The sequence below is a fragment of the Curtobacterium sp. GC_Cur_3 genome (assembly GCF_026544205.1).
In the GTDB taxonomy this organism is placed as follows: domain Bacteria; phylum Actinomycetota; class Actinomycetes; order Actinomycetales; family Microbacteriaceae; genus Curtobacterium.
Genome location: NZ_JALNUI010000014.1, coordinates 1 through 23931 on the forward strand (window position 1 = coordinate 1; position 23931 = coordinate 23931).

Annotated in this window: 20 protein-coding genes; 12 read left to right on the top strand and 8 right to left on the bottom strand. The window is 72.7% G+C overall.

Annotated elements, in window-relative coordinates; genetic code table 11:
* Positions 1 to 584 (bottom strand): membrane protein YczE (gene yczE, locus OXR63_RS08960; RefSeq protein WP_267422088.1); only part of this gene is annotated, 584 nt, incomplete at its 3' end.
* A gap of 61 nt (positions 585 to 645) precedes the next feature.
* Here yczE and yczR point away from each other — a divergent pair.
* The 3 genes from yczR to OXR63_RS08975 all read left to right on the top strand — a co-directional run bounded on the left by yczR (position 646) and on the right by OXR63_RS08975 (position 6044).
* Positions 646 to 2088, top strand: coding sequence for a MocR-like transcription factor YczR (gene yczR, locus OXR63_RS08965; protein ID WP_267422089.1), 1443 nt, complete (start codon positions 646 to 648; stop codon positions 2086 to 2088).
* A gap of 85 nt (positions 2089 to 2173) precedes the next feature.
* Positions 2174 to 2821: a DUF6518 family protein gene (locus OXR63_RS08970; RefSeq protein ID WP_267422091.1), complete on the top strand. Its 648-nt coding sequence runs from the start codon at positions 2174 to 2176 to the stop codon at positions 2819 to 2821.
* Positions 2822 to 2906: 85 nt separating this feature from the next.
* A complete protein-coding gene (locus OXR63_RS08975) occupies positions 2907 to 6044 on the top strand; it encodes an efflux RND transporter permease subunit (protein ID WP_267422093.1) in 3138 nt (1045 codons plus the stop codon).
* A gap of 3 nt (positions 6045 to 6047) precedes the next feature.
* Here OXR63_RS08975 and OXR63_RS08980 read toward each other — a convergent pair whose 3' ends face one another.
* Both OXR63_RS08980 and OXR63_RS08985 read right to left on the bottom strand, forming a co-directional pair.
* Positions 6048 to 6299 (bottom strand): hypothetical protein, encoded by a 252-nt coding sequence (locus OXR63_RS08980; RefSeq protein ID WP_267422095.1) that lies wholly within the window; start codon positions 6297 to 6299, stop codon positions 6048 to 6050.
* A gap of 104 nt (positions 6300 to 6403) precedes the next feature.
* On the bottom strand, positions 6404 to 7516 hold the full coding sequence (locus tag OXR63_RS08985) for an alpha/beta hydrolase (protein WP_267422097.1): 1113 nt from the start codon (positions 7514 to 7516) through the stop codon (positions 6404 to 6406).
* 100 nt (positions 7517 to 7616) lie between these two features.
* Here OXR63_RS08985 and OXR63_RS08990 point away from each other — a divergent pair, with 100 nt between their 5' ends.
* Positions 7617 to 8471, top strand: a complete 855-nt coding sequence (locus tag OXR63_RS08990) for a polyphosphate kinase 2 family protein (RefSeq protein WP_267422098.1) — start codon at positions 7617 to 7619, stop codon at positions 8469 to 8471.
* Positions 8472 to 8732: 261 nt separating this feature from the next.
* Entirely contained in the window at positions 8733 to 10844 is a 2112-nt protein-coding gene (locus OXR63_RS08995) for a DEAD/DEAH box helicase (protein WP_267422100.1), read from the top strand.
* 62 nt (positions 10845 to 10906) lie between these two features.
* On the opposite strand, the gene OXR63_RS09000 is transcribed toward OXR63_RS08995, so the two are convergent.
* The gene (locus tag OXR63_RS09000; protein ID WP_267422102.1) at positions 10907 to 11416 is read right to left on the bottom strand and encodes a mycothiol transferase; all 510 of its coding nucleotides are present in this window, start codon (positions 11414 to 11416) and stop codon (positions 10907 to 10909) included.
* A gap of 41 nt (positions 11417 to 11457) precedes the next feature.
* Positions 11458 to 11949 carry a MarR family winged helix-turn-helix transcriptional regulator gene (locus OXR63_RS09005; RefSeq protein WP_267422104.1) on the bottom strand — a complete coding sequence of 164 codons (492 nt, stop codon included), beginning with the start codon at positions 11947 to 11949 and terminating at the stop codon, positions 11458 to 11460.
* 201 nt (positions 11950 to 12150) lie between these two features.
* On the opposite strand from OXR63_RS09005, the gene OXR63_RS09010 reads away from it, so the two are divergent.
* The 4 genes from OXR63_RS09010 to OXR63_RS09025 all read left to right on the top strand — a co-directional run bounded on the left by OXR63_RS09010 (position 12151) and on the right by OXR63_RS09025 (position 18285).
* Positions 12151 to 12750 carry a hypothetical protein gene (locus tag OXR63_RS09010; protein WP_267422106.1) on the top strand — a complete coding sequence of 200 codons (600 nt, stop codon included), beginning with the start codon at positions 12151 to 12153 and terminating at the stop codon, positions 12748 to 12750.
* A gap of 124 nt (positions 12751 to 12874) precedes the next feature.
* Positions 12875 to 14071 carry a hypothetical protein gene (locus OXR63_RS09015; RefSeq protein ID WP_267422107.1) on the top strand — a complete coding sequence of 399 codons (1197 nt, stop codon included), beginning with the start codon at positions 12875 to 12877 and terminating at the stop codon, positions 14069 to 14071.
* Positions 14072 to 14137: 66 nt separating this feature from the next.
* Positions 14138 to 15307, top strand: coding sequence for a metallophosphoesterase family protein (locus OXR63_RS09020; RefSeq protein ID WP_267422108.1), 1170 nt, complete (start codon positions 14138 to 14140; stop codon positions 15305 to 15307).
* Positions 15307 to 18285, top strand: a complete 2979-nt coding sequence (locus OXR63_RS09025) for an AAA family ATPase (protein WP_267422109.1) — start codon at positions 15307 to 15309, stop codon at positions 18283 to 18285. Before OXR63_RS09020 ends, OXR63_RS09025 begins: the two co-directional genes overlap by 1 nt.
* A 26-nt stretch (positions 18286 to 18311) precedes the next feature.
* On the opposite strand, the gene OXR63_RS09030 is transcribed toward OXR63_RS09025, so the two are convergent.
* On the bottom strand, positions 18312 to 18494 hold the full coding sequence (locus OXR63_RS09030) for a hypothetical protein (protein ID WP_228504792.1): 183 nt from the start codon (positions 18492 to 18494) through the stop codon (positions 18312 to 18314).
* Positions 18491 to 19300 carry a class E sortase gene (locus OXR63_RS09035; protein ID WP_267422110.1) on the bottom strand — a complete coding sequence of 270 codons (810 nt, stop codon included), beginning with the start codon at positions 19298 to 19300 and terminating at the stop codon, positions 18491 to 18493. The genes OXR63_RS09030 and OXR63_RS09035 overlap by 4 nt, the downstream gene beginning before the upstream one ends.
* Before the next feature lie 109 nt (positions 19301 to 19409).
* Here OXR63_RS09035 and OXR63_RS09040 point away from each other — a divergent pair, with 109 nt between their 5' ends.
* On the top strand, positions 19410 to 19841 hold the full coding sequence (locus OXR63_RS09040; protein WP_267422111.1) for a GNAT family acetyltransferase: 432 nt from the start codon (positions 19410 to 19412) through the stop codon (positions 19839 to 19841).
* A 96-nt stretch (positions 19842 to 19937) separates the two neighbouring features.
* Here OXR63_RS09040 and OXR63_RS09045 read toward each other — a convergent pair whose 3' ends face one another.
* On the bottom strand, positions 19938 to 20852 hold the full coding sequence (locus tag OXR63_RS09045; protein ID WP_267422112.1) for an EamA family transporter: 915 nt from the start codon (positions 20850 to 20852) through the stop codon (positions 19938 to 19940).
* Positions 20853 to 20887: 35 nt separating this feature from the next.
* Between OXR63_RS09045 and OXR63_RS18405 the strand changes: the two genes are divergently transcribed.
* Together OXR63_RS18405 and recQ are read left to right on the top strand one after the other, a co-directional pair.
* Positions 20888 to 21997, top strand: coding sequence for a CPBP family intramembrane glutamic endopeptidase (locus OXR63_RS18405; protein ID WP_267422115.1), 1110 nt, complete (start codon positions 20888 to 20890; stop codon positions 21995 to 21997).
* Between the two features lie 56 nt (positions 21998 to 22053).
* The gene (recQ, locus tag OXR63_RS09055) at positions 22054 to 23907 is read left to right on the top strand and encodes a DNA helicase RecQ (protein WP_267422117.1); all 1854 of its coding nucleotides are present in this window, start codon (positions 22054 to 22056) and stop codon (positions 23905 to 23907) included.
* Positions 23908 to 23931: the final 24 nt, after the last annotated feature.

A 23931-nucleotide genomic window follows, 5' to 3' on the forward strand; every position in this document is an offset into this window, starting at 1 on the left:
CGGCGGAAGACCGGCATCAGCGGCTGGACCATCGGGCCGATGGCGAACGCGGCGATCACGGTGCCGGCGCCGACGTCACCGCCGAGGAACCAGCCGACGATCACCACGGCGACCTCGATCAGGGTGCGGGCGAGCCAGATCGGCCAGCCGAGCCGCTGGTGCAGACCGACCATCAGTCCGTCACGCGCGCCGGTGCCGAAGCCCGCACCGATGTAGAACGCGGTCGCCACCGCGAGCAGGAGCAGACCGGCGACGAAGAGCCCGATCCGCGCGACCAGGCCCTCCGGTGACGGGACGAGCCAGAGCACCAGGTCGGCGGAGGGGCCGATCAGCAGGGCGTTCAGCAGGGTCCCGACCCCGGGCTTCTGGCGGAGCGGGATCCAGAACAGGAGGATGACGCCACTCGAGACGACGGTGATGATGCCGAACGACCACGGCACCACGTGCTCCAGTCCCTCGGTGAGCACGGTCCACGACGAGACGCCGACGACCGCGCGGACCTGCAGGGCGGTCGAGGCGCCGTAGAGGAACACGCCGACGAGCAGCTGCAGGGTCCGGAGTGTGAGGGCGGTCGGGCGGGACATGGTCCGATGCTCCCCGGGATTGGACTGCCCGTCGAGAGCCAATCTCGCTAGCGTGGTCCCCATGACCCCGGTCCTCCTCAGCGCCCGCTCGGCCGCCCTGCTGCTTAGTGAGTGGCGCACCGACTCCGATGCCACGGCGTACGGGGCGCTCGCCGACGCCGTCCGCGTCCTCGTCATCGACGGCCGCGTGCCGCTCGGGGCGCGACTGCCCGCGGAACGTGGCCTCGCGGAGGCGCTCGGCGTCTCCCGGACCACCGTCGCGAACGCGTACGCCCGGCTGCGCGAGGACGGCTTCCTCGTCTCCCTCCGCGGGTCCGGGAGCGTCGTGCGGCTGCCGGCGGACCTGGCGGGACGGCCGGACCCGGAACGACTCGGCGGTGTCGTCGAGGGGGACGTGCTCGACCTGCGGAAGGCGGCCATGCACGCGGCACCCGGGGTGGCGGACGCCGTCGAACGGGCGATGCGGCACGTCCCGGCGGCGCTCGCCGGGATCGGGTACGACACGGTCGGCGACCCGGGCCTCCGCGCGGCCATCGCATCGCGCTACACGGATCGCGGACTGCCGACATCCCCCGACCAGGTGATCGTGACCGTCGGAGCGCAGCACGCGATCGCACTCCTGGCGCGGGTCCTCGTCCGACGGGGGGACGGCGTGCTCGTGGAGTCGCCGACGTACCCGCACGCGCACGAAGCCTTCCGCGAGGCCGGCGGCCGACTCGTCGGCGTGCCCGTGGACGCCCGCGGCGGGTGGGACACCGGGGTGCTCGAGACGGCGCTGCGGCGCTCCGCACCGGCCGTCGCGTACGTGATGCCGGAGCTGCACAACCCGACCGGCGCGACCATGTCCGCCGAGGTCCGCGCGCTCCTGGTCGACGTCGCCGCCTCCGTGGGGACGACCGTGATCGCCGACGAGACGATGGGGGAGCTCCGGATCGACGGACCGGCGGCCGTGCCCCTGGCCACGCTGAGCGACGACGTCGTGATGATCGGGTCCGCCGCCAAGGTCTTCTGGGGCGGGCTGCGGATCGGGTGGATCCGTGCGCGACCGGCGCTGCTGCAGCGCCTGCTGCTCGCCCGTCCGACGGGCGACCTCGGCACGCCGGTGCTCGACCAGCTGGTCGCGCGCGAGCTGGTCCCACGGACCGAGGCCGTCCTGGAGGCTCGGCGCACCGCCCTCAGGCAGGGTCGCGACGAGGTCGTGGGCGCGTTGCGCACGCGGCTGCCGGAGTGGGACGTGCCGTCGCCGGCGGGCGGGTTGACGACGTGGGTCGGGCTCGGTCGACCGGTGTCCAGCGCGCTCGTGCTCGCCGCGCGGGCCGAGGGCGTGGTGCTGGCGTCCGGCGGGGTGTTCGGGCCGGACGGTGGGTTCGAGCGGTTCCTCCGGGTGCCCTTCACGATGCCGCCGGCCGACCGGGTGCGCATGGTCGACGTGCTCGAGCGGGCGTGGGGACGCGTCGGCGGGGCGCCCGCCGGGGCACGGGGGTCGTTGGCCGCGGTGGTGTGAGGACGGGGAGGGATCATCCTGTCGGTGGACCCGGCTGGCTCCCTGGTGGGACGACGGTGCGCCGACCGCTCGCGATGCTGGGCGCATGACACCGATCAGCGCGAGCAGCTCCGTCCCCGCGATCCCCGCCGTGCCCGCGGCCGCCCGGGTCTCGATGGCGTTCGGTGGGGCGCTGCTCGCGGGGGTGCTCACCTCCTACGGCCAGGGCGTCACCGGGCTCTCGAGCGTCGCCAACTCGGCCGGACCCTGGTTCATCGTCGCCGTCGCGCTGCTGCTCGTCATGCGGGTGCGCGACGGACGGGTCGGGCTGCCCGTGGCGATGGTGACCGGCATCGTCCTGCTCGAGCTCCTGCACGTCGGGTACTGGGCGGCCTCGAACCTGCGCGGGTTCCCGGACGTGCTGTCGATCACGAGCTTCTGGGTGCTGATGGGCTTCCCGGCCGGGGCGCTCGCCGGAGCCGTGGCCGTCGCCGTCCGCTCCCGGGACGGCCGCTGGCGTGGAGCCGCCTTCGGGGTGACGGCAGCCGTGCTCGTCGGTGAGGGCATCCGCTGCCTGCTCCAGGTCGCCGAGACCACGGGCGTGGCGACGTGGGTCGTCGAGATCGTCGTCGGGGCGGCCGTGCTCCTCGTCGGGGTCGTGGTCGCACGGACGCCGGTGGGACGGGTCGTGGCGCTCGGGTGCGGCGTGCTCGGGACGGTCGGCGTGCTCGGCGCGTACGTCCTGCTGAGCTGAGGTCGTCGGGACAGTCGAGTGGTCCTGCGGGTGCGGTGACACCGCTGATCCGTCCGCTGTCAGCCCTGCCTGCGAGGATCGGAGGGTGCACCTCCTCTCGGTCTTCAGCCTGCGGAACCGCGCGCTCATCGCGCTCGTGACCATCGTCGTCGCGGTGTTCGGCGGGATCGCGCTCACCAGCCTCAAGCAGGAGCTCATCCCGAGCGTCCAGTTCCCGCAGATCGCGATCGTCAGCGCCTACCCCGGTGCGACGCCGCAGGTCGTGTCGAACGACGTCTCGACGAAGATCGAGCAGGGCATCCAGGCGGTGCCCGACCTCAAGTCCACGACGGCGACGTCCTCGACCGGGCAGAGCGTCGTCTCCGCCGAGTTCGACTACGGGTCCAACCTCGCCAGCGCCGAGGACAAGATCCAGACCGTCGTCAACGCCCTCTCGCTGCCGGACTCCGTGCAGACGCAGATCGTCACCGGGTCCTTCGACGACCTGCCCGTGCTCCAGCTCGCCGTGTCGGCCAAGGGTGACCAGGAGCAGCTCGTCGACCGCTTGAACGCGACGGCGATCCCCGACCTCGAGAAGCTCGACGGTGTGCGGGAGGCCGACGTCTTCGGCAACCCGGGCCGCCGCGTCGTGATCACCCCCGACCGCGACGAGCTGACCGCCAGGGGCCTGTCCGAGACCGCGATCTCCGACGCCCTCGACGACAACGGCACGCTCATCCCGGGCGGCAGCCTCACGCAGGACGGCTCCACGCTCTCGGTGCAGACCGGGCAGCGCATCGCGTCGACCGCCGACATCGCGGCCCTGCCCCTGACCGGCGGCAAGGACGTGACCGGTGCCCCCGAGGCGACCACGCTCGGGGACGTCGCGACGGTCGCGATCAAGGAGTCCCCGCGCACGTCGATCAGCCGCGTGGACGGCGAGCAGGCGCTGACCATCGCGATCACCAAGACGCAGCAGGCCAACACGGTGGACGTCTCCACGACCGTCCGTGACGCCCTGCCCGGCATCGAGTCGAAGATCACCGGCGACCCGAAGTTCACGGTGGTGTTCGACCAGGCGCCCTACATCCAGCAGTCCATCGACTCCCTGGCGGAAGAGGGGCTGCTCGGGCTCGGCTTCGCCGTGGTCGTGATCCTGGTGTTCCTGCTGTCCGTGCGGTCGACCCTCGTCACGGCGATCTCGATCCCGACCTCGGTGCTGCTCGCGGCGATCGGCATGCGCGCCGCCGGGTACACGCTGAACATCATCACGCTCGCCGCGCTGACCATCGCGATCGGCCGCGTGGTCGACGACTCCATCGTCGTCATCGAGAACATCAAGCGGCACCTGCAACCCGGGGTCGACCGGCGGCAGGCCGTGCTCGACGGCGTGCGGGAGGTCGCCGGCGCCGTGACCGCGTCCACCGTGACGACCGTGGTGGTGTTCCTGCCGGTGGCGTTCGTCGCCGAGCTCGTCGGTGAGCTCTTCCGGCCGTTCGCACTCACCGTGTCGATGGCGCTCGTGGCGTCACTGCTCGTCTCGCTGACGATCGTGCCGGTGCTGGCGTACTGGTTCCTCCGTGCGCCGAAGGGCCACAAGCACGCGGGAGCGGCGGCGACCACGTCGTCCTCCGCCACGAGCACCACGCTCAGCAGCGCGGACGACCTGCACGACGCCGGCGCTCCCGACCGGCTCCGACGTGGGTACCAGCCGGTGCTGCACTGGGTGCTGCGGTTCCCGTGGGTCGTCGTCCTCCTCGCCGTGCTGGTGCTCGGTGGGACGGCCGCCGCGCTGCCGTTCGTGAAGACGAACTACCTCGGCGACTCCGGCCAGAACACGTTCACGGTCACGCAGGACCTCGAGCCGGGCACCTCGCTCGACGTCCAGTCGGACGCCGCCCGCAAGGTCGAGCGCGAACTGCGGGCGGTCGACGGCGTCGAGACCGTGCAGACGACGATCGGGTCGAGCGGGCAGTCGCTCCAGGCCGCGTTCGGCGGCGGCGGGACGGCGTCGATCCAGTACGCGGTCACCACCACCTCCGGCGCCGACCAGACCCGGATCCAGTCCGACACCCGGAAGCGCCTCGACGGGCTCAAGGGTGCCGGTGACGTCGCGCTGTCGTCGGCGGGCGGTGCCTTCGGTGGCAGCAGCGACATCGAGGTCGACGTCACGGCGCCGACCCAGGCGCAGCTCAAGGCAGCGGCCGACCGGGTGCTCTCGACCATGCGCGGTGTCGACCACACCACCGCGGTCTCGAGCAACCTCTCCGCGGCCGAGCCCTACCTCGCCGTCCGGGTCGACCGCGCGAAGGCCGCCGAGCTCGGGCTCACCGAGACCCAGGTCGGCGGACTCGTCGCCGCGTCGGTGTCGCCGCGCGACACGGGCTCCGTCGAGATCGAGGACGCCACCCTCGACGTCTACATCGCCGACCCCGAACCGCCGACGACGATCGACGCGCTCCGGTCGCTCTCGGTGCCGACCGCCACCGGTTCCGTCCCGCTGTCCGACGTCGCGACGGTCGAGCGCGCTGACGGTCCGACCACGGTCACCACGTCCGACGCGGTCCGCACGGCCACCATCACGGTGACCCCGGACTCGGCGAACCTCGGTGCCGCGGTGCAGTCCGTGACCACCGCGGTGGACCAGCTCGACCTGCCGAAGGGCGCCTCGGCCTCGATCGGCGGCGTCGCGTCGAGCCAGTCGTCGGCGTTCAGCCAGCTGCTGCTCGCCGCGCTCGTGGCGATCCTGATCGTCTACGTGGTCATGGTCGCGACGTTCCGCAACCTGTACCAGCCGGTGCTGCTGCTCGTGTCCGTGCCGTTCGCGGCGACGGGGGCGATCCTGCTGCAGCTCGTGTCGGGCATCCCGCTCGGGGTGGCATCGCTGATCGGCGTGCTCATGCTCGTCGGCATCGTCGTGACGAACGCGATCGTGCTCATCGACCTCGTGAACCAGTACCGACGGCGCGGCCTCCGCGTGCGCGAGGCCCTGGTCGAGGGCGCCACACGACGACTCCGACCGATCCTGATGACGGCACTCGCGACGATCTTCGCGCTGATGCCGATGGCGATCGGGGTCACCGGGAAGGGCGGGTTCATCTCGCAGCCGCTCGCGCTCGTGGTGATCGGTGGGCTGGTGTCCTCGACGCTGCTCACGCTCGTCGTGCTGCCGGCGCTGTACTTCCTGGTGGAGCGGATGCTGGAGCGGCGCAGTGACCGCCGAGCCGGCCGGACCGAGGGGTAGGGGCTAGCGCCCCTCGGCGTCCTCGACCTCGAGCTGCGTGAACCAGTTCACCAGGACGACGGTCAGCGTCACGAGGAACACGATGGCGCCGAGCTGTGCCACGGGGGAGGTGTGCCCGGTCGCCGCACCCCAGCCCGCGAAGGCCACGGTCACCATGAACGACAGCCCGAGCAGCAGCTCCGCCGCGGTGGTGGCGAGCGAGCGGTGCTGCCAGGAGACGGTGGGTCGCACGAGGAGGGTCGAGGTGTCGGTCACCCGGGAAGTCTCGTCCGGAGGGTCGTCCGCCGGCAGTCCCGACTCCGGGTGGCACCCGCCCGGGGTACAACTCCGGTCCGCGGTGTGACCGACCGGCGGAGCCCTCAGCGCAGCGTCCGCCGGAGGAACCGCACGACGCGTTCGCTCATCGCCTGGTCGAGCTGGGCGATCGAGTGCGCGGTGCCCTCGACGGCGACGAAGGTGACCGGGACGCCCTCGTCACGCAGGGCGGACGCGAAGTCCTGGGACTCCCACATCGGGATGAACTCGTGCGTGGAGTGCCCGATGAAGAACGGTGCGGTGTCCGCGGTCACGTTGTACCGCGGGGACGCGCGCTCGGCCGCGGGGCAGGCGTCGTACCGCGTGCAGCCGAGGTAGAGCAGCTGCTTCCGCTGGAACGCCGCGGCGACCCCGTCGGACGCGGTCGAGCGGCTGGTGAGGTCCGACGGGCCGCTCAGGTCGACGACCGCGCGGATCCGGTCGCCGTCGGCGTACGCGGTCGAGCGGTGGTCCTCGACGGCGAGCATCGACACGAGGTTGCCGCCGGCGCTCCCGCCGAACACCCCGACCCGGTCGGCGTCGACGTCGTAGGTCTCGAGCGTGGACGGTCGGAACACCCAGTCGAGCGCCCGTCGGACGTCGTCGAGCCCGGCGGGGAACGGGTCGGTCGGGGCGAGGCGGTAGTCGACGTTGAACGTGACGAAGCCCGCGGACGCCAGGTACTGGCAGACGGACCGGTAGGCCGCTGTGTCCTTGTCGCCGTGGGACCAGCTGCCGCCGTGCACCATCATCACGGCGGGCCGGGTCCCGGTGGTGGCCTTCTCGAGCGCGGACGGGTCGGCCGTGGCGGCCGCCGTCGGCGAGGGGGTCGTGCCACCCGTCGCCTCCGACACGGAGGGCTCCGACGCAACGGGCTCCGGCGCCGCCGAGGGGTCGGCGGGACCTGCCGCCGACGGAGTCCCCGCGGGCGTCGCGGTCGTGCCGGGTGCGCTGTCCGCCGGCAGGCAGACGTCGAGCCGCTGCAGCCGGTCGGCGCCGTACGGCACGTCCGTGACGACGTCGATGCCGTGGTACCGCAAGGACAGGGGGTAGATGACGGCGCCGGCGGTGACGGTCTGGTTGCCGTCGCCGGCGGGGTCGGCACTGCACGACGCGACCGCGCCGAGCGCCACGATCGCGGCGACGAGCGCGAGCAGGGTGCGACGGCCGGACCTCATCGCCGACAACGGTATCCCCAGGTGTGGCCGATCGCAGCACGGCGGACACCCGGGGGTGCCAGGATGAGGGCGACCCGTCACCGTCGAAGCAGGAGGACCCGTGAGTCGACGCAAGGCCTGGAACGCCGATCCCGAACCGCTCCTCCGTGTCGACGAGGGCTTCCGGCTCGCCGACGTCGACCCCGAGGGCACCCCGGGCTTCCCCGGACGCAAGATCGACGGCCTCGAGTCCCTCGCCGCCGGTGCCGACCGACTCACCGCGCTGCAGGAACGCCTCTGGGCCGCTGCGACCGCGGGGGACGAGCGCCGCGTGCTCCTGGTCCTGCAGGCGATGGACACCGCGGGCAAGGGCGGCATCGTGTCGCACGTCGTCGGTGCCGTCGACCCGAACGGCGTGCACTACGCCGGGTTCAAGGCGCCGACGGCAGAGGAACGCGAGCACGACTTCCTCTGGCGCGTGGAACGGCAGCTCCCGGCCGCCGGGCAGCTCGGCGTCTTCGACCGCTCCCACTACGAGGACGTCCTCATCCAGCGGGTTCGTGGGTACGCGCCGCCGGAGGAGATCGAGCGGCGCTACGGTGCGATCGTCGACTTCGAGAGCCGGCTCGCGGCGCAGGGCACCACCATCGTCAAGGTGATGCTGCACATCTCCAAGGACGAGCAGCGCGCGCGTCTGGGGGACCGCCTCGACCGCCCGGACAAGCACTGGAAGTTCAACCCGGGCGACATCGACGAGCGCCTGCGCTGGGACGACTACCAGCAGGCGTACCAGATCGCCTTCGACCGCACGTCGACGGCCGTGGCCCCCTGGTACGTCGTGCCGGCGAACCGCAAGTGGTACGCCCGCCTCGCCGTCCAGCAGCTCCTGCTCCGCGCGCTCGAGGACATGCACCTCTCGTGGCCCGCGGCGGACTTCGACGTGGCCGAGCAGCGGCAGCGGCTCGCCGAGTCCTGACACCCTCCGTCCAGGAGGCCCCACTCGCCCCCGGCACCAGCCCCGCCACCCGACGGGGCTGGTGCCGACGCGCGTGGTCGCGTAGACTCGCTCGGTCGGCCTTCGACACCGCGGCTGCGAGCCGCGGACGTGTTTGGGTGTTGTGTAGTTCGAGGGCTGGAATCACGTCGATCGACGACGGGATGAACCCCCTCTCCACGAACCGCCCCCGCCGATGTCGCTGCCGGGCTGCGTGGTACGTCTGCACCCCGGAAAGCACTCATGGCCCCCTACGACAAGGGCGCGGACAACCGCGCCTCCGACCGAGCCCGTCACCCGAACGGCACCCCCGCCGCTCGCAGCAGCAAGCACCGCGGCTTCCGCGCCCCGGAGCCGACCGCACCCCGCCAGAAGCAGCGCTGGGACGCTGACGACCGCCGCACCCGTTCGTCGCAGGGCGAGCGCCCGAGCCGTCCGAACTGGGACCCGCGCGACAGCCGCGGCAGCCGTCCGGCGTGGGAGCCCCGCGGTGCGGGCCGTCCCGCACGCGGTTCGGACCGTGACGATCGCGCCCCGCGTTCGTTCAACCGCGACGATCGTGCACCCCGTCGTGACGATGACCGTGCGCCCCGTCGTGACAACGACGACCGTGCCCCTCGTCGCTTCGATCGCGACGACCGTGCCCCGCGTTCGTTCAACCGTGACGATCGCGCGCCCCGTCGTGACAACGACGAGCGCCCGCAGCGTCGCTTCGACCGCGATGACCGTGCCCCCCGCACGTTCAACCGTGACGATCGTGCGCCCCGTCGTGACAACGACGACCGCGCCCCGCGTCGCTTCGACCGTGATGACCGCGCCCCGCGCAGCTTCAACCGCGACGATCGTGCGCCCCGTCGTGACAACGACGACCGCGCCCCGCGTCGCTTCGACCGCGACGACCGTGCCCCGCGCACGTTCAACCGTGACGACCGTGCGCCCCGTCGCGACAACGACGAGCGCCCGCAGCGCCGCTTCGACCGCGATGACCGTGCCCCGCGCACGTTCAACCGTGACGACCGTGCGCCCCGTCGCGACAACGACGAGCGTCCCCAGCGCAGCTTCAACCGCGACGACCGCGACGCCCCCGCTGCCCGCGGCGGCCACTTCGTCCCCGCGGACGACGTCAAGCTCGACAAGCTCAAGGCCGAGTCGACCATCGCTGCCGACGTCGAGGGCGTGACCTTCGCCGACCTCGGCATCGGTGGCAACATCTCGCGTGCCCTGGCCGAGCTGGGTGCCACCAGCCCGTTCCCGATCCAGGCCGCGACGATCCCCGACGTGCTCGCCGGCAAGGACGTCCTCGGCCGTGGCCGCACGGGCTCCGGCAAGACCATCGCGTTCGGCGCCCCGCTCGTCGAGAAGCTCATGGAGAACGGCGGCGGCACGAAGCGCAAGATGGGCCGCGCCCCGCGTGCGCTCATCCTCGCGCCGACCCGCGAGCTCGCCCTGCAGATCGACCGCACCGTGCAGCCCATCGCCCGCTCGGTCGGCCTGTTCACGACGCAGATCTACGGCGGTGTGCCGTACGGCCGTCAGGAGGGCGCGCTCCAGCGCGGCGTCGACATCATCGTCGGCACCCCCGGGCGCGTGCAGGACCTCATGAAGAAGGGCACGCTCGACCTCAGCGAGGTCGTCGTCTCCGTCCTCGACGAGGCCGACCACATGTGCGACCTCGGGTTCCTCGAGCCCGTGCAGGAGATCCTCGAGGCCACGGCCCAGGTCACCCCGGCCGGCAAGCGCGCGCAGAAGCTCCTGTTCAGCGCCACGCTGGACACCCAGGTCGCGGCGCTCGTCGAGCAGTTCCTGCACGAGCCGTCCGTGCACGAGGTGGCGGGCGAGGACCAGGCGTCCTCGACCATCGACCACCGCGTGCTCGTGGTCGAGCAGCGCGAGAAGGACCGTCTCCTCGAGGAGCTCGTCGCCGGCGACGGCAAGACGATCGTCTTCGCTCGGACCCGCGCCTACGCCGAGCGCCTCGCCGAGCAGTTCGAGGACGCGGGCATCCGCGCGACCTCGCTCCACGGTGACCTGAACCAGTCGCGTCGCACGCGCAACCTGCAGCTGCTCACGAGCGGCCGGGTGAACGTGCTCGTCGCGACCGACGTCGCCGCGCGCGGCATCCACGTGGACGACGTCTCGCTCGTCGTGCAGGCCGACGCCCCGGACGACTACAAGGCGTACATGCACCGCTCGGGCCGCACGGGTCGTGCCGGCAAGGAGGGCACCGTCGTCACGATCGTCCCCCGTGGTCGCATCCGCAAGATCGAGGGCATCCTCGAGCGCGCTGAGATTGAGGCCGAGCTCGTCCAGGCCGGACCCGGCGACGGCATCGTCGCGGAGCTCGCCGCGCGCTAGACGCGAGCACATGACGGACAGGAGGCCCGGTGCCAGCTGGCACCGGGCCTCCCGTCTGTCCGTCAGCGGTTGAAGAACAGCAGGCCGCGCGCGTAGCCGGCCTGCCCGGCGTGCTGCGTGCAGTCGTCGAGGATGCTGACGAGCCGGGCGCCCGCGGTGACGGGCGGGTCCCACGCCTCGTCCACCACGGCGTCGAGGTCGTCCGGCCCGAGCGTGCCGAGGTACGCGACCGTGCGCTCGTGGACCGCACGGAGGTACCCGGTGAGCAGCTCGCCGGACGCTCGCACGCGGCCGACGTCGTCCTGGGACATGCCGTAGCCGAGCGCCTCCGCGGGGAAGGGCAGCCCGAACCGGTCGTACCAGCCGTCCGCGGTCCACACCTGCTCGGTGCCCGCGAGGTCGGCGACCTGGACGTCCTGCCCGCGCGCGATGTGCCAGGCGAGCCACGCCACGGTGTTCGCGCCCGTGCCGGGCCGTGATGCGAGCTGGTCCTCGGAGAGCCCGTCGACGGCCCGCTCGACGGTCTCGGGCACGCGGGAGAACGCTTCGATGAGGAGTTCTGAGGGGGTCATGCCCCGAACCTACGCCCGGGTGCGCGGAGCGAGTCCGGTCGTCAGGCGGAGGCGCCGGAGCGTCGGGCGAGCGCGCTGCCGAGCCGAGTGAACGCGTCGGCGAGGGCGCGGCGGTCCTCGGGTGCGATGGCCTCCCGGAACGACGCCGACCAGACGGCGCCGATCTGCTGGGCGATCGCCTCGCCGGACGGCGTCAGGTGGAGCAGGATGCTGCGGCGGTCGTCCGGGTTCGGACGGCGTTCGATGTGTCCGCGCTGTTCGAGCCGGTCGATGAGCGAGGTCATCGCCCCGGTCGAGAGCTCGAGGTGCTCGCTGGCCTGCTTCGGCGTGACCCCGGCGTCGTCGGCCGCTGCCAGGAAGAACACGAAGCGGCTGTCGGTGCCGTTCAGCCCGCGGCTGCTGCTCTCGTGGTGGAGCACGCGCGAGTGCTGCGTCTGCAGCAGTCGGAACGCGGTGACCAGGTCCCCGAGGTCGTCGGCGCGGGGCGGCACGGCGGGTGACTCGGGGGAGGTGACCGGCACCGTGCTGCTCATCGACCAAGTATCTCACCGATTGAGACATCTGATGACCCCAGCAGAGGGGGTGTCCCTCGATCTTGTGAGCCTCTCTCGGACCAAGTAACTTGATCGTCGTACCAACCAATACACGCACCACCCCGGCATGCAGCGCGACTCAAACCATCGCGGTCCCGGCCGAACCAACCGATCAGACCTCTTCTCCTCTGGAGCACCGCCATGCCTCGTGTCACTCCTCGTGCTGCCCGTCTCGCCGCCTGGATCGCCATCCCCGCCGCCCTCGTCGCTTCCGGCGCCGTCGTCTCCACCGCCTCGTACGCCGCGTTCTCCGCCACCACGGTGAACCCGACGAGCAACTGGACCGCCGGCAACGTCGCCCTGACCGACGACGACAACAACACCGCGCTGTTCACCGCCACCGGCCTGAAGCCCGGCTCGACCGGTGCGAACTGCATCACGGTGACGTCGACCGGCTCGCTCGCGTCGGCAGTGAAGCTCTACGCGACCACGCCGGCCACGACCAACGCGCTCGCGTCGAACATCACCGTCGCGATCGAGCTCGGGACCGGCGGTGGCTTCGGCTCCTGCACCGGCTTCACCCCGGCCGCCACGAACAGCTCCGTCTACTCGGGCACGCTCGCCGCGTTCGGCACGTCCGCGACGAACTACGCCACCGGCGTCGGCACCTGGGCCCCGACCGGCACCGGGTCCGAGTCGAAGGTCTACCGCGTGACCTACACGGTCTCGCCGACCGCGCCGAACTCGGTCATGAACGGCACCGCCTCCCTCGGCCTCACGTGGGAGGCCCAGAACAGCTGAGACGCCCCAGGGGTGACGGACGTGTGACCAGCACGCCCGGCACCGCTCCCGGCAGCGACGACCAGGACCGCGCACGCACCGGCCCTGTCCGTCGTCCCCAGCACGCCCCCGGTCGAAAGCACCCATGGTCAGCATCGAAGTCAGCGGTGGACGCACACCGCACGATGCGCTCCACGACGCCGTCGACTGGGGGCGTGTCGTCGTCGCGACGGTCGCCCGCGGCGTCGTCGCCACGCTCCTCGGCCTGGCGCTCTGGGCCGCCGCGCCCGCCGTCATCGGCTGGCTCCCCACCACCGTGATGACCGGTTCGATGGCGCCGCGGATCGTCCCCGGTGACGTCGTCGTCGCCCGTCCGGTCGCGCCCGTAGAGCTCCGGGTCGGCCAGGTCCTGCTCGCCGACGACCCCGACCAGGCCGGGCACCTCCGGATGCACCGCTTCGTGGACGCCGGGCCCGGCGGGTCGGTCGTCACCAAGGGCGACGCCAACCCCGAGCGCGACTCGACCGCGATCAGCCGATCCGCCGTGCACGGCGTCGCGTTCCTGCGCATCCCCCTCGTCGGGGCACCGATCGTCTGGATGCGCGACGGAGCGTGGTCGAAGGTCGCGCTGCTGGCCCTCGCCGTCGCGGCGGTCCTGTGGCTCGCCACCGTCGACGGCTCGCTGCGGCGGCTGGCGGCGGCCGTCCACGAGGACGACGACTCCGACGGTCCTGGTCCCGGGGCCGGCCCGTCGCCCCGCCACGGCCTGGAGGCTCCTCCGTCGTCCGCCCCGCTCCTCGCGTCCGACGGTCGGTCCGGTCGGCACGTGCTGTCCCGTCGCGCGTCGTCCGGGCACGTGCTGTCCCGCCGCGCGCACCGCCGCCGGATCCGGCGGCAGCGTCGGCTCCGCGGCACCGGCGGGGTCGCCGCGGTGGTGCTGGCGGCCGGTGGGCTCGGCGTCCTGCTGCCGGCGCAGGCTGTCGCAGCACCCTTCACCGGCCACACGTCGAACGCCTCGAACTCGCTGCAGGCGGCGACGGCGGTCGCGACGACGGCGCTCACCTGCAGGGCCAACGGGGACGGCAGCGTGGCCATCGGCTTCACGTACGGGGGAGCGCCCGGTGTCGTGACGTCCTTCGACGTGATGATGGGCTCCACCGTCGTGGGGACCGCTGCCGGCACGGCGTCCTCGGTCCGGGTGGTCGGCAGCGGCATCCTCAACCTCGGCACGACCGTGACGGTCACCGTCCGAACCAACCTCGGTGGGACGTGGACCGCCACGAGCACGTCCACGGCGAGGATCCAGACCGCCCTGATCGGCACGACGCTGAGCTGCGGCTGACCGGGTTCTCCACAGGCCCGGGCGGGGTGTGCCGGGATGTCCGTGGGCGGCGTTAGCGTGATCGGCATGCGCATCCTGCACACTGGCGACTGGCACCTGGGCCGCTCCCTGCTCGGTGCCGACCTGCTCGAGCACCAGGCCGCCTTCCTCGACCACCTGGTCGGGGTCGTCGTGCAGCGCTCCGTCGACCTCGTCGTGGTCGCGGGTGACGTCTACGACCGCGCGATCCCGCCCGTCGACGCCGTCCGCATGCTCTCCTCCGTGCTCGAACGCCTGGCCACCGTCGCGACCGTCGTCGTGACCCCCGGCAACCACGACTCCGCCGTCCGGCTGGGGTTCGGCTCGGCGGTGATGAACGAGCGCGTCCGCATCCTGTCCGAGCCGGCACGCCTGGCCGATCCCGTGCTCGTGAACGACCCGGACGGCCCCGTCGCCGTCTACGGCATCCCGTACCTGCAACCAGACATGGTCCGGTACGCGCTCGCCACGGTCCCCGATGAACCGCTCGCCCGCTCGCACCAGGCCGTCGTCGGTGCCGCGATGGACCGCGTGCGCGCCGACCTCGCCGCACGCCCAGGCGCCCGCAGCGTCGTCGTCGCGCACGCTTTCGTGGGCGGTGCCGAGCCGAGCGACAGCGAGCAGGACATCCGCGTCGGCGGGGTGGACCGCGTCGCCGAGTCCACGTTCGACGGCATCGACTACGTCGCCCTCGGACACCTCCACGGGCCGCAGCGTGTCGGCCGGACGGACCGCATCCGGTACGCCGGCTCGCCGCTCGCGTTCTCGTTCGGGGAGCGGAACCACACCAAGTCCGTCACGCTCGTCGACCTCGACGCCGCGGGCACGGTGTCCGTCGAGCTCCTGCCCACGCCCGTGCCCCGGCCGCTCGTCGACGTCCGGGGACCGATCGACGCCATCGAGTCCGGCGCGTTCGCGCAGCACGCCGACGCCTGGGTCCGGGTCGCCGTCACGGACACCGTGCACCCCGAGCGGATGTACGCCAGGGTCAAGGACCACTTCCCGTACGCCCTGGCCGTCACGCACGAACCCACCGACGCCCCGGCCCGCACCACCACGCGGGCGATCACGGCGACGTCCGACCCGGTCGAGGTCTCCGCCGACTTCGTGACCTTCGCCACCGGCGGCGCCCCGTCCGACGACGAACTCGTGGTGCTGCGCGACGCCTACGAAGCCGCCGTGGCGACGATGTCCGACCAGGACCGGGCGGTGCGCTGATGTACCTGCACCGGCTCGAGCTCCGCGCCATCGGCCCGTACCCCGACCTCGTGTCGATCGACTTCGCCGCGCTCGCCGCGTCCGGGGTGTTCCTGCTCGAGGGCCCGACGGGTTCGGGCAAGTCCACCATCATCGACGCCGTCGTGTACGCGCTCTACGGGAAGCTCGCCGGGGATGACGTCAGTGACGACCGGCTGCACTCCCAGCACGCCGACCCGACGGTCGAGCCCTTCGTCGAGCTCGTCTTCGAGACCGGTGCGGGGATCTTCCGCGTTCGACGCCGTCCGGCGTACAACCGCCCTAAGAAGAAGGGCGCTGGTACGACGCGCGAGCAGGCGTCAGCCCTTCTGGTCCGCCTGGCCAGCCCGACGGACCCCGCCGGCGAGCCCGTCTCCGCCCGTGCACAAGAGGTCGGCGCCGAGATCACGCGGATCATCGGGCTCGACCGCGCGCAGTTCCTGCAGACGGTCGTGCTGCCGCAGGGCGAGTTCGCGAAGTTCCTGAAGTCCCCGGGTGAGGACCGCCGTCGGCTCCTGCAGTCCCTGTTCGGCACCGAGATCTACGACCGCACCGCCGACGAGCTCGCCACCCGTCGCCGTGCCGCCGCCGCTGAGGTCGACGCCGCCGACGGCCGCGTGCGGGACGCCCTCGCCCGGTTCACGGAGGCCTCCGGTCGTCCGGACGTGGACGAGCCCGCCGTCCCGGGTGTCGCCGCCGAGCTCCGAGCAGCCGCCGAAACCGCCGAGGCCCTCCGGGCACAGGCCGCCCTGACCGCGACCGCCACCGCCGAGCACGAACAGGCCGTCGTGCTCCGGGCCGCCGCCCTCGAGCGCCGTGCCGCGCTGCTCCGTCGCGCCACGGCGCTCGACGCCCAGACCGCCACCGTGGCGGACGTCCGCCACCGCCTCGCCGTCGCCGAGCGCGCCGCCCGGGTCAGCGCCGTGGCGGACGGCCTCGACGCCGCCGGACAGCGTGCAGCCGCAGCCGGTGCCGCGCGCGATGCCGTCCGCGCCGAGCACGGCGTGACCGACGAGGACACCGCGGCCGAGCGCGACCGCCTGACGGACCTCGTCGGCGGGGTCCGCCACCTGGTGGCCGTGGCCCGGGCGCTGCCCGGCCGTCGCGTCGCGCTCGATGCCGCCCGTGCCGACGCCGAACACCTCGGTGTCCAACTGGCCGAGCTCGTGGCCGCCCTCGACGCCCGACCCGCCGAACGCGAGCACGTCGTCGAGGCCGCGCGGGCCGCAGCCGTCACGGCCGCCGGTGCCGATGCCGCCCAGCACCAGGTGGACGCCGTCGCCGAACTCCGTCGCGTCTCCTCGGAGCTCGTCGCCACGCGGACCCGGGTCACCGACGCGGAAGCCGCCGTCGCGGCCGCCCGTGTCGCAGCACAGCGCGCACTCGATGCTGAGCAGCAGCTCCGCGAGCGCCGGATCGCCGGGCTCGCGGGGGAGCTCGGCGCAGCACTCCAGCCCGGGGACCCCTGCCCGGTGTGCGGTGCTTTGGAGCACCCCGCCGTCGCGGCACCCCAGGCCGACCACCCCACGCCCACGCAGATCGCCGAGGCCGCCGCCGTCGCGCGCCGAGCCGACGACCTCCTCGCCGACGCCGCCACCACGCTCGCGCTCGAGCGGGCGGAACGGGAGCGCCTCACCATCGTCCTCGGCGTGACCACCCCGAGCGACCTCGACGCCCGTGCCGCGCAGGCCGACGCCCGACTCGCCGAGGCCCGTGCCGCGGCGGCGGACGTCGCCCGGCACGAACGCGCCCGCACCGCCCACGACGAAGCCACCCGCGCGCTCGAACACGACCGCAACGACGTCGACGCCCGCCGGCAGGTCCTCCTCGCGACGGCCTCCGGCGACGCCGACCGCATCGAGCAGGACACCGTCGCGGTCGCCGAGGCATTGCACACACTGACAGCCGACCTCTCGCACCTCGACGAGCAGCCCGGCACGCTGCCGGACGCCGTGGCCGCGATCGACAGCCACGCCGAGGCACTCCGCGCGGTCGCCACCGCAGACGAGCACGCCCGCGCCGCCGCGCACACGGTCGCCGAGCGCCGGACCGAGGTCGACCAGGTCGTCGCCGAGCAGGACTTCGCCGACGTGGCTGCCGCCAGGGCCGCCGTGCTCGCCCCCGACGACGCCGAGCGGCTGCAGGAGCAGGTGCGGGTCGCCGACCGCGAGCGTGCGGTGGTCGATGCCGGCCTCGCGGAACCGGCGGTCGTCGCCGCAGCGCAGGACGACCCCGCGACCCTCGACCTCGACGCCGCCCGAGCCGCCAGGGTCCAGGCCGCCGCTGCGCTCGAGGCCGCCGCGCGTGACGCCACCACCGCCGCCGACCGGGCCACGGCTGCCGACCGCTGCGCCACCGACGTCGCGCGCGCGCTCACGGCCCGGGCGGCGACGTCCGCCCGCAGCCGCGCGGTGGTGCGCCTCGCCGACATCGCCGCCGGTGCCCCCGGGGTGAACCCCACGGGCATCACGCTCGGCACCTACGTGCTGATGCGCCGCTTCGAGGACGTGGTCGCCGCGGCGAACGACCGACTGCGGGCGATGCTCGGCGGGCGGTTCGCCCTCGAGACCTCCGACGAACGCGAGTCCGGCAGCCGCTCCCGTCGCACGGGCCTGGCGCTCGCGGTCCGCGACCACACCACGGACACCACGCGTGACCCCCGCAGCCTGTCGGGCGGTGAGACCTTCACGGTGTCACTGTGCCTGGCACTCGGGCTCGCGGACATCGTCCAGGCCGAGGCCGGCGGGGTCTCCCTCGGCACGCTCTTCGTCGACGAGGGCTTCGGCACGCTCGACCCCGAGTCGCTCGACGGCGTGATCGGGCAGCTCACCCGTCTGACGGCCGGCGGGCGCCAGGTCGGCATCGTCAGTCACGTCGAGGAGCTCAAGCAGCGCATCCCCGAGCGGATCGCGGTCCGGCGGGCGCCGGGCGGCGGCTCACGGGTGACGACCACCGTCTGACGACCGATCCGAGCATCGCCCTCGGGTCAGGGCGTCGGCGTCGCCGAGGTGTCGACCGTGCCGTCCGGCGGCGGCAGGATGTCCGCCGCGACGAACGGGAACACCCAGGTGAAGAGCGCGAAGACGACGACGGCGAGGAGCACGAGCAGCTCGATCACCTTGAGGGCGGTCGGGCCGGGCAGGACCCGCCAGACGAACGGGAAGATCACTTGGCGGTCTCCGAGAGTTCCTTGGGGGTGCCTTCCGACGCCGGCATCCAGTAGTCGAGCTTGGCGTGCGTGACGAAGCGCTCCTTGGCGGACCACATCGGGTGGCAGGCCGTCAACGTGAGCCAGCGGTCCTCGGCACTCGGCTCGACGCCCGGCTTGTTCGGCACGGGGGCGATGGTCTCGACGTGGTCGGGCGTGACGATCTGGCTGTCGGTGACCTTGTAGACGTACCAGGTGTCGAAGTCCTTGGCCTTGTCGGTGACGCGCACCACGACGGCGTCGCCGGGCTTCAGGTCCGCGATCTGGTTCAGCGGCTTGCCGTAGGTGACGCGGTGGCCGGCGACGGCGAAGTTGCCCTCGGCGCCGGGCATCGCGGTGCCCTGGTAGTGGCCGAGCCCGATCGTGTTGAGGACCTTCTCACGATCGGTGCCCTCGCCGATGGGCCGGTTGTAGTCCGCGCCGAAGCGGGGGATCTGCATCGTGCCGAAGACGGACGACAGCCCCGGGGGCTCCGCGAGCACGGGCGCGACCCCGCGGCGCTCGGTGCCGACCTCCGACGGGGGCTTCACCTGCTGCAGGTCCTGCACGAGTGCGGTCTGGTCGTGCACGGCGACCACGTCGGTCCACCAGGCGGTCCAGAGGACGTAGAGCCCCGTGGCGGCACCGGCGATGATGAGCAGCTCCGCAAGGAGCGACAGCAGCGCGCCGCCGACCGTCTGGCGGGGCCGTCGACGGGGTGAACGGGAGCGACCAACCTGCTCGTCCTGCGCGCCCCCGTGCGCGGGAAGGGTGTCGTGTGTGGTCACGTGGCTCCTGGTCCGGTCGTTCTGCGTCGCGGTGACGACGGGCTAGGTCTATCAGACCACGGTGACGCCCCGTCGAGGACGTTCTCCACAGTGTCGGTACCGTGGCGGGGTGGAACACGTGATCCGTCCGTTCACCCCTGCCGACACCGAGGCGGTCGTCGCCGTGTGGGAGTCCTGCGGCCTGGTCCGTCCGTGGAACGACCCGCGGCGGGACATCGCCCGCAAGCTGACCGTGCAGCCCGAGCTGTTCCTGGTGGCGACCGAGGCCGAGAGCGACACCGTCGTCGCCGCGGGGATGGCCGGCTTCGACGGACACCGCGGCTGGGTCAACTACCTGGCGGTCCGCCCCGACCTGCAGGGCTCCGGGCTCGGGCGCGCGTTCATGGCGGAGTTCGAACGGCTGCTCACCGACCTCGGCTGCCCGAAGCTCAACCTGCAGGTGCGCGCGGGCAACGAGCAGGTGATCGGCTTCTACGAGTCGCTCGGCTACGCCGACGACCACACGGTGTCGATGGGCAAGCGCCTGATCCCGGACGCCTGACACAGGCGATCGCGCCTGACACAGGCGATCGCGCCTGACACAGGCGATCGCGCCTGACTCAGACGATCGCGCCGGACTCAGACGATCGCGCCTGACTCAGGCGAGCGCGAGCGTGACCGACGCCGTCAGCGCCAGGCCGATGCCCACGGCCTGCAGGGCGGCGAGCCGCTCCCGCAGTACGATCCCCGCGAGCAGCACGGTGCCGATCGGGTAGAGCGCGTTGAGCACGCTGATCACCGGCAGCGTCGACGGGTCCGTGCTCGAGTGCAGCCCGGTCTGGATGAACACGTTGGCCAGGGCGTCGAACACCCCGCACGCCACGACCACCAGCGCGAGCCGTCGGACCGTGCCGGCGACGGCCGGGGGACCGGCCACGTCGGGAGCGCCGGCCGAGTCGGTGACGCGGGAGGAGCCTCCTGTCCGGAGGACAGCAGCCACCGCCGCGGCTCCCAGCAGCACCGCCTGCAGCAGCCGCGCGACCACCAGCGGGGCCATGCCGGAGTCCGCCGGCGTCTCGTTGAAGGCGAGCACGATCCCACCGAACCCGCACCCGGCGACCGCTGCCGTGACCACGCCGCGCGCCGTCAGCCGAGCGCCACCGGGGTCCCGGACCGACGCCACGAGCACGACGGCCACGACCGCGACGACCAGCGCCCCGATCGCCACCGGTGAGAGCACGGTCCCGCCCGCGAGCGCGACGACGACGGGCACCACGGCGGCGAACACCGCGGTCAGCGGCGACAGGACGCTCATCGGCCCCATCGCCAGCGCCGCGTAGAGCAGGAGCACGCCGACCGCGCCGGAGACGCCGGCGACCGCGCCCCAGAGGGTGGCCTGCCACGAGGCCCGACCGCCGACGAGTGCCAGCGCGACCAGGAGCGGAGCGATCCCGACGACGGCCGCGAACGCGGCGACGGTGACGGGCCGGAGTCGCCGCGACGCCAGGCCGCCGAGGAAGTCCGCGAACCCGTACACGAGCGCGCCGCAGAGGCCCAGCACGACGGTGATCACGGGTCCCATCCTGCCCTCACCGGTACTGTGCGACCGTGAGCGTTCCCTACCACCGTCTCTTCCGCGTCCACGGCCGCTGGCGCTGGTGGCGTCCGCTCGTGGCCCTCGCGTTCTTCGCCGGGTGGTACCTGGCGACGCAGATCCTCATCACGGTCGCCTACTTCGTGCCGATCGGGGCCACGCAGGGGCCGCAGGGGCTCCTCGACCTCGAGCAGAGCCTGCAGCAGGGCGCGCTCGACCCGACGGACCCGATCGTGCTGTCGCTGTCCCTGGTGTCGCTCGTCGTGCTGCTGCCGGGGATCCTGCTCGCGGTGAAGATCGCGCGCCTCGGCCCGGCGAACACCCTGTCGTCGGTTCGCTTCCGTGTGCGCTGGCGCTGGGCGGCGTGGTGCCTGCTGCCGACGCTCGTCATCGCGGCGATCATGTTCTTCGTCCAGACCTGGGGCATGTTCACGTTCGCCGGTGGCCTCGGGTGGGACCACGACGCGATCGGGCAGTCGACCGTCTCCGTCCAGACCCTCACCCTGACGATCGCGATGGTCGTCCTGCTCGTGCCGTTCCAGGGCGCAGCAGAGGAGTACGTCTTCCGCGGCTTCCTCATGCAGACCCTCGGCGCCTGGATCCCGTGGCGGAAGGTCGGCGCCGTCGTGGCCGTCCTCGTCTCCACCGTCGTGTTCGCCCTGCTGCACATCCCCAACGGCTACAACGTCTGGGGCATCCTCGACGTCGGCTCGTTCGGGCTCGTGGCGGCGGTCATCGTGCTCCGGACTGGCGGGCTCGAGGCCACCGTCCTGCAGCACGCCTTCAACAACATCATGATCTTCGTGCTCCAGGCGCCGGGGTGGTCGAAGGTCGACCTCGACTCCTCGAACGGCACCGTCGTCGGCTGGCTCGTCACGCTCGCCACGTCGCTCGCGTACTGGGGCATGGTCGAGTTCCTCGCCCACTGGCGTGGACTCGACCGGCGCTTCCCCGGCGCCGAGACCCCGCGCTTCCGCGGCATGGTCCCCACCTGGGCGGGCGGCACGCGGTGGGTCCAGCCGGGAGGCCTCGGCTGGTCGGGTGCACCGGCTCGCTCCGAGGGGGTGGCCGGGTCCACCGCCGCGGTCGCGCCCGCCGGGTCGGTCGCCGGCGCCGACAGCTGACCGCGCACCCTGTGGACAGCGGGATGGGTGTCGTCGGTCGCCCGTAGGCTGGACGCATGAGCACCACCTCGGCCGCCGTCGTGCCCGACGCGTCCCCGTCGCGAACCGCGGCGCTCGACGTCCTGCACCGGGTGTGGGGGTACGACGACTTCCGCGGCGAGCAGGCGGCGATCATCGACCGCGTGGTCTCGGGGCAGGACGCCCTGGTGCTCATGCCCACGGGTGGCGGCAAGTCGCTCTGCTACCAGGTGCCCGCGCTCGTGCGCGACGGCGTGGGGGTCGTCGTCTCGCCGCTGATCGCGCTGATGCAGGACCAGGTCGACGCCCTCGCGGCCAACGGCGTCAAGGCCGCGTTCCTCAACTCCACGCAGGGCCCCGACGAGCGTGCCCGCGTCGAGCGTGCCGTCGTGCAGGGTGAGGTCGACATGCTCTACCTCGCGCCCGAGCGGCTGAAGCTCGAGTCCACCCGCTCGTTGCTCGACCGCGCCCGCATCGCCCTGTTCGCCATCGACGAGGCCCACTGTGTCGCCCAGTGGGGCCACGACTTCCGCCCGGACTACCTCGAGCTGAGCGTCCTGCACGAGCGCTGGCCGACCGTGCCGCGGATCGCGCTCACCGCCACGGCCACCCCGCAGACGCACCGTGAGATCTCCGGCCGGCTCGGGCTGGACGACGCCGAGCACTTCGTCGCCGACTTCGACCGACCGAACATCCAGTACCGGATCGAACCCAAGACGGGCGCGCTCCAGCAGCTGCTGACGTTCATCCGCACGGAGCACAAGGGCGACGCGGGCATCGTGTACTGCCTGTCGCGCAACTCGGTCGAGCGCACGGCCGCGGCGCTCGTCGACCAGGGCATCCCCGCGCTGCCGTACCACGCGGGGCTCGACGTCCGGGTCCGCGAGCGCAACCAGTCCCGCTTCCTGCGTGAGGACGGCATCGTGATGGTCGCCACGATCGCGTTCGGCATGGGCATCGACAAGCCCGACGTGCGCTTCGTCGCCCACCTCGACCTGCCCAAGTCCCTCGAGGGCTACTACCAGGAGACCGGCCGTGCCGGGCGTGACGGCCAGCCCTCCACCGCGTGGCTGGCGTACGGGCTGAACGACGTCGTGCAGCAGCGCCGGATGATCGACCAGTCCGAGGGCGACGCCGCGCACCGCCGTCAGCTCAGTGCACACCTCGACGCCATGCTCGCGCTCTGCGAGACGATCGAGTGTCGCCGGGTGCGGTTGCTCGCCTACTTCGGCCAGGAATCGACCGCGTGCGGCAACTGCGACACGTGCATCGCCCCGCCCGAGTCGTGGGACGGCACCGTGCCGGCGCAGAAGCTCCTGTCGACCATCGTGCGGCTCGACCGCGAGCGCGGACAGCGCTACGGCGTCGCGCACCTCGTCGACATCCTCGTGGGCAAGCAGTCACCGCGCGTGCAGGAACTCAAGCACGAGTCCCTCGCGACCTTCGGGATCGGTGCCGACCTGTCCGAGGGCGAGTGGCGCACCGTCGCCCGACAGGTCCTCGCGCAGGGCTACGCCGCGGTGTCGGGTGACGGCTTCGGCACGCTCGTCCTCAGCCAGAGCAGCGCCGAGGTCCTCGCCGGTCGCGTGCAGGTCCTCATGCGCCGCGACCCGGTCAAGGCGCCTCGTGCCAGCCGTGGCCGCCGCACGGTCGTGTCCGACATGCCGCAGGAGGCCGTCGGCCTGTTCGAGGCCCTGCGGGCATGGCGTGCGGCACAGGCCCGCGAGCAGGGCGTCCCCGCGTACGTGGTCTTCAACGACGCCACGCTCCGGGGCATCGCGGCGGTCCGCCCGTCCGACGTCGACCAGCTCGCCGAGATCTCCGGCGTCGGTGCCGCGAAGCTCGAGTCCTACGGCCGTGCCGTGCTCGACGTGGTGGCCGCCGCGGAGTGACCTCGGGGTGCATGCCGCCGTCGG